The sequence below is a fragment of the Bradyrhizobium sp. S69 genome (genome assembly GCF_009766005.1).
Classification (GTDB): domain Bacteria; phylum Pseudomonadota; class Alphaproteobacteria; order Rhizobiales; family Xanthobacteraceae; genus Bradyrhizobium.
The window spans coordinates 129,687-147,498 of sequence record NZ_LMUK01000046.1; the positions used below are offsets into that span (position 1 = coordinate 129,687).

General features: G+C 62.8%; 13 protein-coding genes. 9 read left to right on the top strand and 4 right to left on the bottom strand.

The window, feature by feature from the left end; all coding sequences use genetic code 11:
* The 6 genes from GSQ88_RS25345 to GSQ88_RS25370 all read left to right on the top strand — a co-directional run.
* On the top strand, positions 1-428 hold a 428-nt coding region (locus tag GSQ88_RS25345; RefSeq protein WP_502706768.1), incomplete at its 5' end, for a PQQ-dependent sugar dehydrogenase.
* Between the two features lie 138 nt (positions 429-566).
* A complete protein-coding gene (locus tag GSQ88_RS25350; protein WP_159010507.1) occupies positions 567-1,133 on the top strand; it encodes a c-type cytochrome in 567 nt (188 codons plus the stop codon).
* A gap of 170 nt (positions 1,134-1,303) precedes the next feature.
* Positions 1,304-2,701, top strand: coding sequence for an amidase family protein (locus GSQ88_RS25355; RefSeq protein ID WP_159010508.1), 1,398 nt, complete (start codon positions 1,304-1,306; stop codon positions 2,699-2,701).
* A gap of 30 nt (positions 2,702-2,731) precedes the next feature.
* Complete coding sequence (locus GSQ88_RS25360) at positions 2,732-3,208, top strand: glutathione peroxidase (RefSeq protein WP_159010509.1); 477 nt, start codon at positions 2,732-2,734, stop codon at positions 3,206-3,208.
* 17 nt (positions 3,209-3,225) lie between these two features.
* Positions 3,226-3,474: a DUF3297 family protein gene (locus GSQ88_RS25365; RefSeq protein ID WP_159010510.1), complete on the top strand. Its 249-nt coding sequence runs from the start codon at positions 3,226-3,228 to the stop codon at positions 3,472-3,474.
* 182 nt (positions 3,475-3,656) lie between these two features.
* Positions 3,657-4,823, top strand: a complete 1,167-nt coding sequence (locus GSQ88_RS25370) for a mandelate racemase/muconate lactonizing enzyme family protein (RefSeq protein WP_159010511.1) — start codon at positions 3,657-3,659, stop codon at positions 4,821-4,823.
* 147 nt (positions 4,824-4,970) lie between these two features.
* On the opposite strand, the gene GSQ88_RS25375 is transcribed toward GSQ88_RS25370, so the two are convergent.
* The 3 genes from GSQ88_RS25375 to GSQ88_RS25385 form a co-directional block, all read right to left on the bottom strand.
* Positions 4,971-6,347, bottom strand: a complete 1,377-nt coding sequence (locus tag GSQ88_RS25375) for a malonyl-CoA decarboxylase (protein ID WP_159010512.1) — start codon at positions 6,345-6,347, stop codon at positions 4,971-4,973.
* A gap of 231 nt (positions 6,348-6,578) precedes the next feature.
* Positions 6,579-7,223 carry a PilZ domain-containing protein gene (locus GSQ88_RS25380; protein ID WP_159010513.1) on the bottom strand — a complete coding sequence of 215 codons (645 nt, stop codon included), beginning with the start codon at positions 7,221-7,223 and terminating at the stop codon, positions 6,579-6,581.
* A gap of 259 nt (positions 7,224-7,482) precedes the next feature.
* A complete protein-coding gene (locus GSQ88_RS25385; protein WP_159010514.1) occupies positions 7,483-8,283 on the bottom strand; it encodes an AraC family transcriptional regulator in 801 nt (266 codons plus the stop codon).
* Positions 8,284-8,358: 75 nt separating this feature from the next.
* Between GSQ88_RS25385 and GSQ88_RS25390 the strand changes: the two genes are divergently transcribed.
* Both GSQ88_RS25390 and GSQ88_RS25395 read left to right on the top strand, forming a co-directional pair.
* A complete protein-coding gene (locus tag GSQ88_RS25390) occupies positions 8,359-9,537 on the top strand; it encodes an MFS transporter (protein ID WP_159010515.1) in 1,179 nt (392 codons plus the stop codon).
* A 263-nt stretch (positions 9,538-9,800) separates the two neighbouring features.
* On the top strand, positions 9,801-11,771 hold the full coding sequence (locus tag GSQ88_RS25395) for a potassium transporter Kup (protein ID WP_210253890.1): 1,971 nt from the start codon (positions 9,801-9,803) through the stop codon (positions 11,769-11,771).
* A gap of 26 nt (positions 11,772-11,797) precedes the next feature.
* On the opposite strand, the gene GSQ88_RS25400 is transcribed toward GSQ88_RS25395, so the two are convergent.
* Entirely contained in the window at positions 11,798-12,028 is a 231-nt protein-coding gene (locus tag GSQ88_RS25400) for a hypothetical protein (RefSeq protein ID WP_159010516.1), read from the bottom strand.
* Between the two features lie 461 nt (positions 12,029-12,489).
* Between GSQ88_RS25400 and GSQ88_RS25405 the strand changes: the two genes are divergently transcribed.
* Positions 12,490-17,808, top strand: a complete 5,319-nt coding sequence (locus GSQ88_RS25405) for an autotransporter domain-containing protein (protein ID WP_159010517.1) — start codon at positions 12,490-12,492, stop codon at positions 17,806-17,808.
* Positions 17,809-17,812 lie beyond the last annotated feature (4 nt).

Genomic DNA, 17,812 nt, shown 5'->3' on the forward strand with positions numbered 1-17,812 from the left:
ACTTCGGCGTGCCGTATTGCTATCAGGGCAATATCCCCGATCCGGAATTCGGCTGGGGCCACTCCTGTTCGAACTACACCGCACCCGTCGGCCTGATGGGACCGCACGTTGCCGCGCTCGGCATGCGGTTCTACACCGGCAACATGTTCCCGAAGGCCTATAAGGACGCGATCTTTGTTGCGCGGCACGGCTCGTGGAACAGGACCAACAAGGCCGGCGGCGACGTTGCCGTCGTCAAGCTCAACAAGGACGGTACGGTGAAATCCGTCGAGCCGTTCCTGACCGGCTTCCTGGAAGACAACAAATATGTCGGCCGCCCGGTCGATGTGATGCAGATGAAGGACGGCTCGCTGCTGGTTTCCGATGACTGGAACGGCGCGGTCTATCGCGTGACCTACGGCAAGCCGAACAAGGTGGCTGCGCAGTAAGACCTTAAAGACTACAAAGTTCGTCATTGCGAGCGAAGCGAAGCAATCCAGGGCAACAATCGTAACACTGGATTGCTTCGTCGCTTCGCTCCTCGCAATGACGAAAAACGCTATTCATTTCGCCAGGACCATCTTCCCATGCGTAAAATGTTTGCTTTCCTGGCGTTCGCCGTTTTTCTGTCGCCGCTGAACGCCGAGACCATCCAGGAACGTGCGGTGACCTGCTTTGCCTGCCATGGCGAGCATGGCCAATCGGAGACCGAAAATATCCCCTCGCTTGGCGGCCAGCAGGCGCCTTACGCGCTGATCCAGCTTTTCATGTTCCGCGAAAAGCTGCGCACGTTCGAGCCGATGAACGACATGACCAAGGCGTTCACCGACGACGACCTTCGTGTCTTTTCCGATTTCATTGCGACGCTGCCGAAGCCCGCGGCCCCGGCTGATGCCGGCGATCCCGCTCGGATGGCGCGCGCGCAGCTGTTGGCGACGCAGAACCGCTGCAATTCCTGCCACAAGCCGGATTTTTCAGGCGGCGACAATGTTCCGCGGATCGCCAATCAGCGCGAGGATTATCTCGCCAAGACGATGCGGGAATTAAAGGATAACAGCCGCCACGGTTATGACGGCACCATGGCCGAGGTGCTGCAACCGATCACCGCCGACCAGATCGCCGACCTGGCTTATTATATCGCCAGGGTGCGCTGATCTTTTGGACTGGCGCTTGCCGCGAAGGGCTTGTTTGGTTGCGGAATCGTGATGGCGCAGCCGCAATGGCGGCGCTTTAGTCCTTGTTTTGACGCGTTTTCTTGACGCGAATCGGTATCCAATTCGCCTGAAAACGCGATAAAACCCGACAAGATCAAACGGAGCAGTTCATGGAAGATCTCTGGCGCCTGTCGGCAACCGATGTTGCCGCCGCAATAAAATCCAAAAAAGTCTCGGCCCGGCAGGTGGCGGAGGCGGCGCTGGCGCGGCTTGACGCGGTCAATCCGGCCATCAACGCCGTGGTCGATCATCGTCCCGAGGACGTGCTGGCGCAGGCCGCCTTGATCGACACTGCGATTGCGCGCAACGAGGCGGTCGGTCCGCTCGCCGGCGTGCCGGTGACGGTGAAGGTCAATATCGATCAGGCAGGCTACGCCAACACCAACGGCTTGAACCTGCAGCGCGACAACATCGCGCGCGAGAACTCGCCGGTGATCGACAATCTGCGAAAATCCGGCGCGGTGATTCTCGGTCGCACCAACTGCCCGGCAGTCTCCTATCGCTGGTTCACCACGAACCTCGTTCATGGCGACACCAAGAATCCGCGCGATCCCTCGATCACGCCGGGCGGTTCGTCCGGTGGCGCGGGGTCCGCGGTCGCGGCCGGCATCGGCCATATCGCGCACGGCACCGATATCGCGGGCTCGATCCGCTATCCGGCCTATGCCTGCGGCGTCCACGGCCTGCGGCCGACCACAGGCCGGGTCGCGGCCCGCAACGCTTCCGTGGCGGAATGGCGTTTTGCACCGCAATGCAGCGCCGTATCGGGCCCGTTGGCGCGCACGATCGGCGATCTTCGCATCGCGCTGGCGGCGATGTCCGGCCCCGATGTGCGCGACACCTGGTGGGTACCGGCGCCGCTCGAAGGACCGCCGATGCCCAAGCGGGTGGCGATGTGCGTTCGGCCCGACGGTCTTGAGACGGTGGCGGAAGTGGAAGCCGCAGTCAGGGACGCCGGCAAGCGCCTGGAACGCGCCGGATGGACGGTCGAGGAAGTCGAGGTGCCGCCGCTGCGCGAGGCCGCGGACTTGCAGACCAAGCTTTGGCTCGGCGACAGCTATGAAACGCAGCTCGAACTGGCCGAGCGCGAGGGCGATCCGGGGGCGCTGGCCTGCCTGCGCGGCAACCGGTCGAAGGTGTTTCCGTTCGATGGGGATGCCTTCTCCAAGGCGCTGGTGCGGCGCGCCCCGATCGCGCGCGCCTGGCTGCAATTCCTGGAGACATATCCGGTGGTGCTGATGCCGGTCTGCGCCGAACTGCCGTTCCCCGACCATCTCGACCGCAAGGACGATGCGTCGTTTGCCCGGGTATGGCGGGCGCAATTGCCGCAGATTGCTATTCCCTTCATGCAGCTGCCTGCGCTAACCGTCACGACGGGTTTGGTCGGGCGCGTCCCGGTCGGCGTCCAATTGGTCGCGGGCCGCTTTCGCGAAGATCTCTGCCTGTTGGCGGGCGAAGCGATCGAGGCCGGCGGCACGCCGTCGTCGCCGGTCGATCCCGTGCACTGATGTAATCGAGCCGCGAACGGAGGGAACGAGATGTCGAGTATTTACGATTTCACGGCGACATCGCTTGCCGGCGATGACGTTCCGCTAAAACGGTTCGAGGGTCAGGTGCTGCTGATCGTCAATACCGCGAGTGCCTGCGGATTCACCCCGCAATATAAGGGCCTCGAGGCGTTGCAGCAGACGCTGGCGCCGCGCGGCTTTTCGGTGCTGGGATTTCCCTGCAACCAGTTCGGCAGCCAGGAACCCGGCGATGCCCCGCAGATCGAACAATTCTGCAGCATCAATTACGGCGTGACCTTTCCGATGTTTGCCAAGATCGACGTCAATGGCAACGCCGCCCATCCACTGTATCAATATCTGAAGAACGCCAAATCCGGCCTGCTTGGCTCGTCGATCAAATGGAATTTCACCAAATTCCTGGTCGATCGCAGCGGCAAGGTGGTGGCGCGGCATGCGCCGACCACCAAGCCGGAAGGGCTGGTCAAGGAAATCGAGGGGCTATTGTGAACGAGAAGAGCGAAGTGATGAGCGATCAGCTGCCCGACCGTCTGTCGACCGATCCGAAGAGCCCGTATTACGACGCCGACATCCTCGCGCGCGACGTCGGCATCCGCTTCAAGGGCGTCGAGAAAACCAATGTCGAGGAATATTGCGTCAGTGAGGGCTGGGTGCGGGTGACCGCGGGCAACGCGAGGGATCGCTACGGCAACCCGTTGACGCTGAAGGTTCACGGCGCGGTCGAGCCGTATTTTCGCGATAAGGCGGAATCGTAAGAGTTCGTCATTGCGAGGAGCGATAGCGACGAAGCAATCCAGTGCCGGAATGAAGTAGGCTGTCATGGCCGGGCTTGTCCCGGCCATCCACGTCTCTCTTGACCTGCAACAAGTAAGACGTGCATGCCCGGCACAAGGCCGGGCATGACGAAGAAATTGTTCATACGCGAAAGCCACCCACCATGGTCCGTATCGTCGACGTCCGCGAGATTACAAAACCGATCTCGTCGCCCATCCGCAACGCCTATATCGATTTCACCAAGATGACGACGAGCCTCGTTGCCGTCGTCACCGATGTGGTGCGCGATGGCCGGACGGTGGTCGGCTATGGTTTCAACTCGAACGGCCGCTACGGGCAGGGCGGGCTGATCCGTGAGCGTTTTGCATCGCGGATCACGGAAGCCGATCCGAAGACGCTGCTCGACCCATCCGGCGACAATTTCGATCCCGACAAGGTCTGGGCCGCGATGATGTCGAATGAGAAACCGGGCGGCCATGGCGAGCGTTCGGTCGCGGTCGGCACCATCGACATGGCGGTGTGGGACGCGGTGGCCAAGATCGCGGGCAAGCCGCTGTTTCGGTTGTTGGCCGAACGTCACGGCCGCGTTGCCGATCCACGCGTCTTCGTCTATGCCGCCGGCGGCTATTATTATCCCGGCAAGGATTTGTCGGCGCTGCGTGGCGAAATGCGCGGCTATCTCGATCGCGGCTACAATGTCGTGAAGATGAAGATCGGCGGCGCGCCGATTGCGGAGGATCGCCAGCGCATCGAAGCCGTGCTCCAGGAAATCGGCAGCCAGGCCCAACTCGCCGTCGATGCCAACGGCCGCTTCGATCTCGAGACCGCGGTGGCCTACGCCAAGATGCTGCGCGACTATCCGCTGTTCTGGTACGAGGAGGCCGGCGATCCGCTCGATTTCCAGCTGCAAGCCGCCCTCGCGGAATTCTATCCGGGACCGATGGCGACCGGCGAGAATCTTTTCAGCCACCAGGATGCCCGCAACCTCATTCGTTACGGCGGCATGCGGTCCGACCGCGACTGGCTGCAATTCGATTGCGCGCTATCCTACGGCCTGTGCGAATATCAGCGCACGCTCGGTGTGTTGCAGACGCTGGGCTGGTCGGCTAGCCGCTGCATTCCGCATGGCGGGCACCAGATGTCGCTCAATATCGCGGCCGGCCTCGGGCTCGGCGGCAACGAGAGCTACCCGGATTTGTTTCAGCCCTATGGCGGCTTCCCGGACGGCGTCCGCGTCGAGAACGGCCACATCACCATGCCGGATCTGCCCGGCATCGGCTTTGAGGGGAAATCCGACCTCTACAAGGAAATGAAGGCGCTGGCGGCGTAGCAATTATTCGTCATGGCCGGGCACAGCCGTCTGAAGGACGGCGTCGCTTCCGCTCGCCTATGCCCGGCCATCCACGTCTTTCTCGCCATCAACGTCCCAAGACGTGGATGCCCGGGTCAAGCCCGGGCATGACGGAATCTGTTCGTTTCAATTCGACGTCAGCCGCATATCCAGCAGCCGCCGGCCTTCCGGCTTGAGCAATTTCTTCACCGCGCTCGATGCCGCGACCTCGTAGCGGTCGGCATAGGCTTCGTGGTTCTTTTCGATATCGTCGAGACGATAGAGATAGTTGACCATGATGCCGGCGGATTCCCGCAGGCCTTTCGGCGAGAGGTCGCCGAGCCAGTCGATCCGTTCCAGCCGCGCGCCGTTGCCGAGATGGAATCGCGCCACCGGATCGATCATCCGGCCTTTCGAGGTGCGGGCTTTCAGAAAATAATGCGCCGCGAGCGGTTCGACCACCGAACGCAATTGGCCCGCGAGTTCGGCGTTCTCGGCCCAGCCCGGTTCATCCAGCCTGTCGAGCAGCGCGCGGCCCTCGTCGGATACCGGAAGGTCGTCGGCCTGCTTCAGCCATGGCATCAGGCCCGGCACCGGCGACAACGTCACGAACGTATCCAGCTTCGGCAATTCGCGCTGCAATTCCTGCACCACCTGCTTGATCAGGAAGTTGCCGAACGTAATTCCGCCAAGGCCGCGCTGGGTATTCGAAATCGAGTAGAACACCGCGGTGCGGGCGCGCTCGATCGCGACCGGCGAGCGGTCTTCGGCGAGCAGCGGCGCGATGGCGCCCGGAATCTGCTCGGTCAATGCCACCTCGACGAAAATCAAGGGTTCGTCGAGCAGGGCGGGATGGAAGAACGCGTAACAACGCCGATCGACCGGGTCGATGCGCCGGCGCAGATCGTCCCAGTCGCGGATTTCATGTACCGCCTCGTAGCGAATGATCTTTTCGAGGATGTTGGCGGGGCTTGACCAGTCGATCCTGCGCAGCACGAGAAACCCCCTGTTGAACCATGACGACAGCAGATGCACGATGTCGCGATCGAGCGCGGCCAAGTCCTTATTGCCCTTGTCCTTTTTGTCTCTGGTGATCACGCCGAGCAAATCCGCGCGCATCGACACCAGATCGCTGGTGCCGCCCGGCGCCCGGTTGAGCCGGCGGATCAGTTCTTGCCGCCGCGGTTCGGACGCGTAATGCAGATCGCTGGCGTCGTCGTCGCTGGGCTGCGCGCGCCAGGTCTCGATGGCATGAGACAGCTTTTCGCGGTCCGGGCCGTAGTCACGCGCCAGTGTCTGGAAGAAGGCGAGCCGGCCGGTTGCATCGAGGTGAAGATAGCGGTCGAGCACTTCGCGGGCGATCGCGGTGCCGGAAGCTTCGCCGCGGCCCGACAGCAGCGCCTCGCATAATTCGAGCAGGTCGGAGGGGTCCTGTTTGGCGTCGGATGAACTTCCGCGCCGCAGCAGGGTGCGGCTCCGCTCGGTAATGGTGGAAAGCAGATCGGAGAAAAAGGCGTTGGCCATGGGGTGGGTCGAATCCAAACCGGTTGATGCGGGCTTGTGACAGATGATTTAGGGCAAAGTCAGGCACATTCAAGCGCGCATGACAGCCTAGCGCAAAACGGCGGAGCCGTCATGGCCATGTCGTCGCGGTCAAGTCGTCATTGTCAATCGTTGTAAGGCCGCCTGTATCGCCGTGCTGGCTCGATGCGTGACCGGCCAGCCTCGCGTCGAAGCCCGCAGACCGATTTTGTCTTATGGGGATGAGGCGTAGACGGCCGCATGCGGCGGCGGGACTCGCGCAACGCGCCGCTCGAGATCGTTGCGGCTCTGCTGTTCCACGAACTTGACCGCGAAGCCATCGGGTAAAAGCCTGACCACGCGGCCGATGCAGGCGCCGACCGCCAGCGGCGTTCCGATCTCCGGTTGCACGTCAGCCGAGACCGCGGCGCCGGACATCGACATGTCGATCACAAAGCAACTGCGGATGCTGCCATCGGCGAAGGTCAGAGACGAATGTGGATTTACCGGAATGATGCGCGCCTGCTTCCTGGCGTCGCGGATGCTGGGGTTCTTCTGTTTCTTTTCCAGCCAGGCAAGCTGGTTCGCGAGCTTTTCGCGCATCGGCTTGTCCATCGCGAGTTCGCACAGAAAGCCTCCGGACCCGGTGTCGGTGATGTGGCCCTCAAGCTTTCCGAAATCGCTGAAATACGATGAGACGCGGTCCCCGATCTTGCCGACCACGGGCACTTCGACGATCATCCGGAACGGCGAGACGCGGGTCGTCCGGCACGCAAAGGTGCGCGGCTTGCCCTGTTTGTCATACCAATTGGGCAGCGTGTAGTTCCCGCCCACGGTGACGATGACGGCTCGCTGCCTGAGAAACAACTGAATAGACACGATACAATCTCTCTGCGTACCACTCGCAAACCCTTAATATCCGTAAAGCTTTACGGTGGAATAAAGACAATAGCCGTTTCTGTTTTACGGTTATCGAAGGCTTCGGCCTCATCGAAAACGAAACGCGACTGGCTTAACCAATGCGGCGCTGGCACGGTTATTCGCCGGTAGCTTTCTTAGGACGCATTTTAACGAAGGCAGCAGGCACGCCTGTGATCGCGTGCGATTTCGACGCTGCCGAGACGGTCGGCGCGACGGCTCACTGCTTGGCTGAAAATGCCGTCGGGGTCTTGCCGGTGACCTGGCGGAACGCATGCGAAAACGCCGGCACGCTGGCATAGCCCAGATCAGATGCGACCTGCTTGACCGAGACGTTGGCCTCGGTCGACAGCTTCTGGATTGCGGCTGCGATGCGTGCGCGCTGGCACCAGCTCTTGAAGCTTAATTGCGTCTCCGAGGCGAACAGCCGCGACAAGGTCCGCGCCGACGTTCCGACGCTGCGCGCCAGGGTCTCGATCTCATGGCTGCCTGTGGGATCGGCGAGCACGATATCGGCGGCACGGCGGCAGCGCGGCTCGTGCGGCAGCGGGATGAAGGTCGCGGAGTCTTCCGCCTCGTGCAGCTCGAGCAGCGCGAGCCGGATCAGGATTTCGGCGCGTTCGGGATTGTTGCGGCCATCGAACAGCGCCAGGATCGCCTCGTGCAGCAGCCGCGATACCCGAACCACATATTCGGCTTGGAGATTCTCGCCGTGGTCTTGCCGCGCCAGCCAGGCCAGATCGAAATACAGCGTGCGCATTTCGATGTCGGCCAGCACGTCGATCGAATGTTCGAGCAGAGCGGGCACCCATACCGCGCGATCGGGCGGCACCAGCCAGCGCCCCTTCGGGGTCGTCACCTGCATGGTGCCCTCGGCGGCGTAGACCAGTTGCGCCTCACGGTGCAGATGGGTGTCGAGCCGCACACCCTTGCGGTAGCGGTTGGCAATCATGTGGACGCCGTCGCCGGTTGAAAGACGGCGGCCGAGGATCGCGCTGATTGGCTTTTCGGCGATAGTCATTGGCGACATCCCGTCAGGCTAACACCCTATAAGCTAACAGGAAAGACCGCAGGATTCGACACGAGGTTTAGTCCCATGAACAACCCGACCCGGGTGATCGGTTTCGTCAACGCCGCCCATTTCATCGATCATTATGCGATGCTTATTTTTGCCGCCGCCGTCATCGTGATGGGGCCTGCGCTCGGCATGGCCTATTCCGAATTGCTGCCTTATGCGACCCCGGGCTTCATCGCGTTCGGCGCGGGATCGCTGATCACCGGCTGGCTCGGCGACCGCTGGAGCCGCCGACACATGATGGTGATCTTCTTTGGCGGCATCGGGTTGTCGATGATCTCGGTCGGGCTGGTGCAGACGCCGCTGCAACTCGGCACGGCGCTGCTGTCGATCGGCATCTTCGCCTCGATCTATCATCCGGTCGGTACCGCCATGATCGTGTCCTATGCCGACAAGCTCGGCCACGAGATGGGGCTCAACGGCGTCTGGGGTAATCTCGGCGTGGCGTCGTCGGCGCTGGTCACCGGCGTGGTCGGCCAATATCTCGGCTGGCGTTATGCCTTCGTCATCCCCGGCGTGGTCACGATCGGGATCGGCGTGGCGTTTGCGCTGATGGTCGCTCACGAGGACCGCAAGGGCTCGAAGCAGGCCGCGGCCCAGGCGCGCGTCGCCAAGCAGGACATGTGGCGGGTGATCCTGGCGCTGTTCATCGTGGTGATCGCGATATCGACCACCTTCAACGCAGTCACCGTGGCGCTGCCAAAGCTGTTCGCGGAGCGGCTGGCGGATCTGACCAATAGCCCGGCGCTGCTCGGCGTGATCGCGGCCTGCGTCTACGTGTTCGGCGCGATGACGCAATACACCATCGGCAAGCTACTGGATAAGCATTCGCTGAAGACGGTGTCGCTGCCGCTGTCGTTCGTGCTGGCGCCATTTCTGTATTTCGCCGCGACCCTGTCCAACCTGCCGCTGATCCTGGTCTCGATCGGCATCGTGATGGGCGCGTTCGGGCAGGTCACCGTCAACGATGCGATGGTCGGCAAATATACCAGCGAGGAATGGCGCTCGCGGGCCTACGCCGTGCGCTACTTCATCGGCTTCACCGCGGCGGGCGCTTCGGTCGGCCTCGTGGCATGGCTGTACCAGCAGGGCGGCTTTGTCACCATGCTGCACGCCTTCGCCGGCCTCTGCCTGCTGGTGGTCGCCGCCGCGATCATCCTGCCGAACGAAATCAAGGTGCCGGCGGCGCAGGCGAGCTGAAGCGTTCGACTTCGGAGGAATAATTTCGTCATGGCCGGGCAGAAGCGCGAAGCGCGTCTTCGCGCTAGATGTCCCGGCCATCCACGTCTCCCTTTGCTCATGTTCTGCAAAGACGTGGATGCCCGGGACATAGGCGAGCGGAAGCGACGCCGTCCTTCGGACGGTTATGCCCGGGCATGACGAGTGTTTGGGCATGGCCTAAATGACATGGCCTAAATCTTGAATGCCAATCTTGCGCGCGCGGGTCGTGTCGTGAGGTGCCTATGGATATGCCATCGAGTGCTCCGGTCGGCGGTTTGATCGACCGTTCCGTGGCCGATTCCGGCCTCAGTCGCGCGGAAGTGCTGCTCGATCATCCGAAATATTTGCATCATGCCGGCAGCCCCTGGTTCCTGGCGCTGACCGCGCTCGGCGTAGTGTTCGGCGATATCGGGACCAGTCCGCTGTATGCCTTCCAGGTCGCGTTGATCGGCGTCGGCCATGCGCCGGCGGCCGCCGACGTGCTCGGGATCGTGTCGCTGATCCTGTGGGCGCTGACCATGATGGTGTCGCTGAAATACGTGATTTTCGTCTTACGGGCCGACAATGACGGCGAGGGCGGCATCCTCGCGCTGCTCTCGCTGGTGGCCGCCGACAAGGTGGCCGATGGCGCCAGGCTTCCGGCCCTCGTGCTGCTCGGCGTGGTCGGCGCATCGCTGTTGTATGGCGACGGCGTCATCACGCCCGCGATCTCGGTGCTGTCGGCGATGGAAGGACTGAAACTGATCGCGCCGGACTTCGAGCATTTTATTGTTCCGGCTACCATCGCCGTGCTGGTCGGCCTGTTCGTGATCCAGAAATACGGCACCGGCAGCATCGGCAGACTGTTCGGGCCGATCATGGTGGCCTGGTTCGTCGTGCTCGGCGGCCTCGGGCTGTCCAATATCTGGATGGCGCCCGCGATCCTGAGGGCGGTCAATCCGCTGGAAGCCGTGCACTTCCTGGTCAACGATCCCAGGATTTCCTTTGTGGTGATCGGCGCGGTGTTTCTCGCGCTCACCGGCGGCGAGGCGCTGTACGCCGATATGGGCCATGTCGGCGCCTCGGCGATCCGGCGGGCCTGGTTTGGCCTGGTGCTGCCGGCGCTGCTGTTGAATTATTTCGGGCAAGGGGCGCTGATCCTCAGCGATCCCGCCGCCGCCGATAATCCCTTCTACAAGCTCGCGCCCGGCTGGGCGTTGATCCCGATGCTGGTATTGGCGACGTGTGCGACCATCATCGCGTCGCAGGCGCTGGTGTCGGGCGTGTTCTCGCTGACCCGGCAGGCGATGCAGATGGGGTTATGTCCGCGGGCCCGGATCGTCTCGACCTCGGCCGACGAGGCCGGCCAGATTTACGTGCCGGCCGCCAATTGGCTGTTGATGGCGGGCACGCTGTTCACCGTGGTGCTGTTTCGATCGTCCGATAGCCTGGCCGCGGCTTATGGCATCGCTGTTTCCGGTACCATGCTGATCACCACGATACTTCTGTATCGTGTCGCGGTGTCGCGATGGCAATGGCCTCCCGGCGTCGCCATCCCGATCATCGCGATATTCGGCGCGATCGATGCGGTGTTCCTGGTCTCCAATTCGATCAAGATCACCGAAGGCGGCTGGTTTCCGCTGATCGTCGGCGCCGTGATCGCGCTGTTGATGCTGTCTTGGCGCAAGGGATCGTCCGAGGTGAGCAACAAGCTTCATGAGATGTCGATGCCGCTCAAGGAGTTCCTCGGCTACGCGGACCAGCGGTGCATCGGCCGGGCGCCGGGAATGGGCGTATGGCTGACCAAGGTCGAGCATGGCGCTTCGCCGATGCTATTGCGTCATATCGAGCACAACCGGGTTTTGCATGCCACCGTGGTTCTGCTGACGTTCGTGTCGGATCGCCGGCCGCGGGTGCCGTTCCACGAGCGGCATTCGGTGCATCGTCTCGGCCACGGCTTCTACCGGATCCAGGTCCGGCTTGGCTTCATGCAGACCCCGGATATTCCGCTGACCCTGATCAACTGCAACAAGCTCGGCTTCGATGCTGATCTCGACCACAAGAACTACTACATTGCGCATGAGACCATCGTCCGCCGCGAGGACGGCTCGGCGATGGAGCCGGTCACGTTCGCGGTGTTCTCGTTCCTCAACCGGATCGCGAGCCGGGCTCCCGATTTCTTCAAGATCCCCCAGGACGCCATCATCGAGGTCGGATTCCGGGTCGAGATCTAGCCGGTAGCGGCTATTAGAAGCTGGGCTCAGCGTAACGCGAGCGACACGCCGCTCAACCGCAAGCTCGTCGCCGAATTGAGCAGTGTCGAGTTGCTGGCTTCAACCGCGCCAAGGGCGGCGAGGCCGGAGTTGACACCGACCACAGAAGACATCTCGATTTTCGCAATCTTGGTAGCCTGCACGGCCAGACCCGGAAGCATAACCGCCATCGCGACAATCACTGCGGTGTTCAGCCGCGACCAACCAATCGTTTTCATAACCGTCTCCCCTGTTTCGATGACAGGGAGTTTCGGTCAATGCGGGGGGTAGGTCTGTGATGGCCGTCACAGGGGCGGGGCGTCATTGCGCGGGCAGCCTACCGCGCGGAAATTCAAACGATGGCGCGTAACCTGATAATTGAGTCGCCGACGAAACCGCGCGGATCATGGAATACAGCCGCGCCTGGCGCGCCAACCGCGACGGGTTCGCTCCGGTTCTGGCGGCGCGTTAGCGGCTGCAGATCCCCTCTCGATATTTCGCTGCGCTTGGTTGTGCATTAAAAAATCTCCACAAATCCGCACTGTCACAGTTCTGTTATGTGCCAGCCCTAATCAACTCCCAGAAGACTGGGAATAATGGGGTTGGGGTACTAGTGGTGGCGTTTTTGTCGAGCGGCTTTGGCCGCGTGTTTTGTGCTGCGTTAGTGTCATCAAGGTCCGTTGCACCGGTTTCCTCTCGGGTGCGGCAAGCCGTTCCCCAGCAAGCCCTGCGGCGTCTGACGCTGTTATGTTCCGCATCCGTCATCGCGATGGGAGTTGCCGGCAGCGCGCACGCCGGGCAGTTGGCGGCATCGGCTTTCCAGGTCTACGACCCGACGACGGCCTCGACCATCGTGCCGGGCGCGCTCGCACTGTTTCAAGTGCCGGTCGACAGCCTGCGCCCCACCCAGATGAACGAAGGCTTCACCGAGGTCGGCAAGAAAGCCGCCGGCTTCGATCTTCTGGCCCCATCGCAGCTGCAGAGCAATCTGCTGACGGACATCGAGCCGGTTGTGATCGGGCCCGGCGGCCAGCTTTATCTGACGGACGGGCATCACACCTTCACCGCCTTGCAGGATTCCAGCTTCGGCGCCTCCAACCCGAACGTCTTCGTCAACGTCATTGCCAATTACTCGAACCTGACGATGGCCCAGTTCTTTGCGACGATGCAGTCGCAGAACCTGCTGCTGCCGCTCAATGACGGCGTGCCGCAGACGGTCAACGCCGCGACCGGCGCGCCGATCCCGACCAGCCTGACGGGACTGACCAGCGATCCCTATCGCGGTCTCGAATACAGCATCCTGAAGAACAAGAGCAGCAAGCTGTTCACGACCTCGGCGAACATCACCGGAGCGGTGGGCGCGTCGACCCCCGGCCTCGACAAGATGACCGGATTCTATTCCGATTTCTTCGAGGCTGCGGCCTATCGCGGTGCCAATAACGGGCTCGGACTGGCGTATCTGTCACCGGGCGATATCGCCATCGCCACCAAATGGAACCTGACGGCGTCGAGCCAGACCACGCTGCCTAATGTCGCCGGAACCGTCACCGCGGCGCAACTGCCGGGCTTCATTCTGTCGAACAATCTCACCGTCAGCAGCGTCATCAGCAATTCGACGCTCTCGACCGGTGCGCTCGACGGCAATGGCGGCTTCACCGGCATCACCACGATCAATGCGGGCACGGCAGCGAATCCCATCACCGTCGGCACGCCGAATGTCGGCTTCATCATGCAACTCGGCAACGACGACAAGTTCAGTGTCGCTTTGAGCGGCGCCAATACCTATACCGGTGGCACGTCGATCCTGGCCGGCAACCTCATCGTCGCCAACGATGGCGCGCTCGGCGCCGCGGCGCCGGCGGGTGCAACCATCGATCTGAACAACATCAAGACCAGCGTCCAGGCTGCGAACGGCATCATCTTCAACAGCCTTACCGAGGGTAACGGCACACTCACGCTGGGCACTCTCAACAACAGTGGCAACGTCGTCTCCGGGGCTGGCGCGAACTACACACTTTCGCGGACGATCGCTGTCGGCGGTGAAGCCGCGACCATCAGCATCAACGACTTCAACGTCACCCTGAATGGACAGCTCGTATCGCTTGGCGTCGGTCCCGGCGGCACTGGGATCGGCAATGCTACCGGCTTTTCGGATCTGACGATCGACGACATTTCGTCGGCGGGCAAAGGTGTCCTGACCCTGTCGACGGCCAGCCCGGACTTCTTCGGCAATATCATCATCGGCTCCAGCGGCACCCCGACCGTAAAGGTCATGAGCGACGCCGCGCTCGGCAACACCACCGGCCCGGCGGCATCGATCGGCCAGATCGAGCTGAACGGCGGCACGTTGCAGGCGGGCGCCTCCTTCACGGCTCTTGAGCGCAACATTTTCCTCGGCGGCGGCAGCACCTTCGACGTCAATGGATTCACCACCAGTTGGGGAACGCTGTCCGATGCCCAGCGCACGCTGGACATCCTCAACAGCAACACGACGACGGCCGGCGCGGTCACGTTCAACAATCTCGCGATCAGCAGCACCGCCACGCTGCAATTGGCCGGAGGCGCGGCCGGCGAAACGGTGACGCTGACCAACGGCATCAACCGCACCGCTGGCGCTACCCTGATCATCCAGCCGACCTCGGCGTCATCGCTGGGGACGGCAACCGAGAAGCTGTTCTCCGGCGTCGGCGCTGCTTCGCTGGTCAATACCGCGACCGATGCCATCGCGCCGGTCTACATCGTCACCAACAACGGTGTGGCGAAGAGCGGCGGACCTTATGACTTCGTCACCTATGGCGCCAACGGATATGTCAAAGCGACCTATAGCGCGACCACGCTGACCAACGCGCCCGGCAGCGTCGTGGCGCTGGCGGCAAACACCACGGCAGCCGGTAACGTCGCCGCCTTCGCACTCAACACCGAAGGCAAAACCATCAATCTCGGCGGCCAAACGCTGACGATCGGCGACGGCACCAACGCCGGCGGCCTGATCTTGGCATCGGGCTCGGCGATTTCCAACGGCACGCTGGCCTTCGGCGGCAGCGAAGGCGTGATCTGGCTCAGCGGCAGCAATCCGACCATTTCAGCGTCGATTACCGGCAGCAACGGTTTGACCTTCGCCGGATCGGGCGGCGTGGCGTTATCGACGGCCGCGAATGTGAGCGGTGCGATCAATATCGATTCCGGCACGGTCACGCTCTCGGGCACCAATATCTTCGCCAGCAATTCGACCGGCATCACGCTGTCGGATGTCAAGAAATCACCGGCCCCGGCGGTTCTCACCGTCACCGCAAACAACACCCTTGCGAGCCTGAATTCGGCCGGGTCCAACAGCACCGTCAATATCAGCAACGGCGCCGCGCTCACGATCGGCGACACCGTCAACAACCTCAGTTCGACGTTGTCCAGCACCATCGCCCAGACCGGCGTCGGCGTCGTTGGCGCGCTGACCAAAAATGGCAGCGGCATGCTTGATCTGTCGGGCTCAGCCGGCGTCAGCTTCGCCGCTGGCAGTACGGTGGTCGTCAATGGCGGCGTGCTTCGCATCGCCAACGGCATCTTCGGCGCCAGCGCCACCACTCCGATCGACCTCGCTGGCGCCGGAACCGAACTGCAATATGCCGGCAATGGCGGCTCGAAGTTCAACGATCCGATTCAAGGCCTCGGCATCTTTCATCTGATCGGCGGCACCGTCCAGTTCACCAGCACCGCCAATACCTACAGCGGCGGCACCGTGGTCGAGCAGGGATCGACCCTCGATCTCACCACCGCCAACGTGTCCTCGGGAAACGCCAATATCATCAACGCCGGCGGCCTCGTGGTGTTCGATCAGGCCACCAATGGCACTTATAGCGGCGTGATCAGCGACGGCCGCCAGATGGAAGCCACCAGCGGCCCGATGCTCTCGGGCAGCCTGGTGAAGGATGACAGCACCGGCAGCAGCAGCGGCAACCTCACGCTCGCCGCCGTGCAGGCCTATAGCGGCGGCACCTTCGTCGAGGCCGGCACATTGACCCTCGGCGTCGCCAACGCGATCGCCGGCAGTAGCGGCGTCGATCTCGGCCGCGTCGGTGGTCCGCAGGGAACCGGAGCGGCAGCAAGCGGTGGCCCGGTGACCGCAACCCTGGCATTGAGCGCCAACAACACCGTCCAGGGATTGATGGACGAGGCCGGCAACCACACCGCCGTGCTGCTCAACGGCAATACGCTGACGATGAATGTCACCAGCGGTCTCGCCTTCAACTACGCTGGCGTGATCAGCGGCACCGGCGGCCTGATCATGACCGGCACCGGCTCCGAGACACTCGGTGGCGCCAGCACCTACACCGGCACCACCATTGTCAACGGCGGTCTCCTTAACATCGACGGCTCGATCGCCTCGTCCAGCCTGACGACGGTGAATGCGGCCGGCGCGCTCGGCGGCACCGGCATCGTCGGCAATACCTTCATCAATGGCGGCACCCTGGCGCCCGGCTACGGCTCAGGCACGCTGACCGTCAGCGGCAACCTGGCATTCACCACGGCGGCGGCCTATCTGATCGGGGTCTCGCAGTCGGGCTCGGCGCTGACCAGCGTGACCGGCACCGCGACGCTCGCGGGCACGGTGATGGTGGTTTCGCCGACCGGCACCTACAAATTCGAGCAGCCCTATACGATCCTGTCGGCCGCAGGCGGCCTCGGCGGCACCACGTTCAATGCGCTGGCGCTGCCGGATTTCATCGCGGGTTCGCTCAGCTATACCTCGACCAACGCCCAACTGACCCTGGCGCTGGCGCTCGGACAGCTGCCCGGCCTCAATGCCAATCAAACGCAGGTGGCCTCGGCGATCGACCGCGCGGTCAATGCCAGCGGTTCGCTGCCGTCGGGTTTTGCCAATTTGCTGAATCTTTCACCCGCAGCGCTTCCGGGCGCGCTGTCGCAATTGTCGGGTGAAATCGGCACCGGCGCGCAGCAGACGACCTTTGGCGCGATGACGCAGTTCGTCTCTTCGCTGATGGATCACATGAGCGGTGCCGATGCGCCGGTATCGACCCCGGGCGCATCGCCCTATGCCGATGATCCCAGCGCCGCCAATGCCTACGCATCGAACAACACGTCCGGCTCCAAGAGCGAGCGTGACGCCTATGCCGCGATCTACAACAAGGCGACGCCGCGGCCGGCCGATCCGTTCGCGCAAAGCTGGAGCGTATGGGCGGGCGGCTTCGGCGGCAGCCAGACCACCGACGGCAATGCGTCGCTGGGATCGAGCGGCAGCACCAGCCAGATCTATGGCAGCGTCGTCGGCGCCGACTATCGTATTTCGCCCTTTACGGTGGCCGGACTGGCGCTGGCGGGCGGCGGCACCAATTTCAGCGTCAACGGCCTCGGCACCGGACGTTCCGACCTGTTCCAGGCCGGCGTGTTCATCAAGCACACGGTCGGCGCGGCCTATATTTCCGGCGCGCTCGGTTATGGCTGGCAGAACATTACGACCGATCGCACCGTGTCCCTGGCGGGCGTCGATCAGTTGCGCGCCAATTTCGATGCCAACGCCTTTTCGGGACGGCTCGAAGGCGGCTATCGCTTCGTTGCACCTTGGATGAGCCTCGGCGTGACGCCCTACCTCGCGGGCCAGTTCACCACCTTCGAACTGCCGGCCTATGCCGAGCAGGCGCTGGCCGGCTCCAACGCTTTCGCTTTGTCCTATGCCTCCCAGAGTGTCACCGACAGCCGCAGCGAACTTGGTCTGCGCACCGACAAATCCTACGCGCTGACCAATGCGGTCTTGACCTTGCGCGGCCGTCTGGCGTGGGCCCATGATTTCGATACCGACCGCAGCGCGGCGGCGACCTTCCAGTCGCTGCCCGGGGCCAGCTTCGTCGTCAACGGCGCGGCGCCGGCCCACGACTCCGCGCTGACCACCGCTTCGGCCGAGGTGAAATGGCTGAACGGCTTCTCCGTCGCCGCCACCTTCGAAGGCGAGTTCTCCGACGTCACGCAGTCCTACGCCGGCAAGGGCACCGTGCGTTATAGCTGGTAGCGGG

Bases quoted from the DNA above. Each gene is read 5' to 3' on its own strand.
- GSQ88_RS25355 (WP_159010508.1), top strand. From the start codon at position 1,304: ATGGAAGATCTCTGGCGCCTGTCGGCAACCGATGTTGCCGCCGCAATA.
- GSQ88_RS25370 (WP_159010511.1), top strand. From the start codon at position 3,657: ATGGTCCGTATCGTCGACGTCCGCGAGATTACAAAACCGATCTCGTCG.
- GSQ88_RS25395 (WP_210253890.1), top strand. From the start codon at position 9,801: ATGGATATGCCATCGAGTGCTCCGGTCGGCGGTTTGATCGACCGTTCC.
- GSQ88_RS25350 (WP_159010507.1), top strand. From the start codon at position 567: ATGCGTAAAATGTTTGCTTTCCTGGCGTTCGCCGTTTTTCTGTCGCCG.
- GSQ88_RS25365 (WP_159010510.1), top strand. From the start codon at position 3,226: ATGAGCGATCAGCTGCCCGACCGTCTGTCGACCGATCCGAAGAGCCCG.
- GSQ88_RS25390 (WP_159010515.1), top strand. From the start codon at position 8,359: ATGAACAACCCGACCCGGGTGATCGGTTTCGTCAACGCCGCCCATTTC.
- GSQ88_RS25375 (WP_159010512.1), bottom strand. From the start codon at position 6,347: ATGGCCAACGCCTTTTTCTCCGATCTGCTTTCCACCATTACCGAGCGG.
- GSQ88_RS25360 (WP_159010509.1), top strand. From the start codon at position 2,732: ATGTCGAGTATTTACGATTTCACGGCGACATCGCTTGCCGGCGATGAC.
- GSQ88_RS25385 (WP_159010514.1), bottom strand. From the start codon at position 8,283: ATGACTATCGCCGAAAAGCCAATCAGCGCGATCCTCGGCCGCCGTCTT.
- GSQ88_RS25400 (WP_159010516.1), bottom strand. From the start codon at position 12,028: ATGAAAACGATTGGTTGGTCGCGGCTGAACACCGCAGTGATTGTCGCG.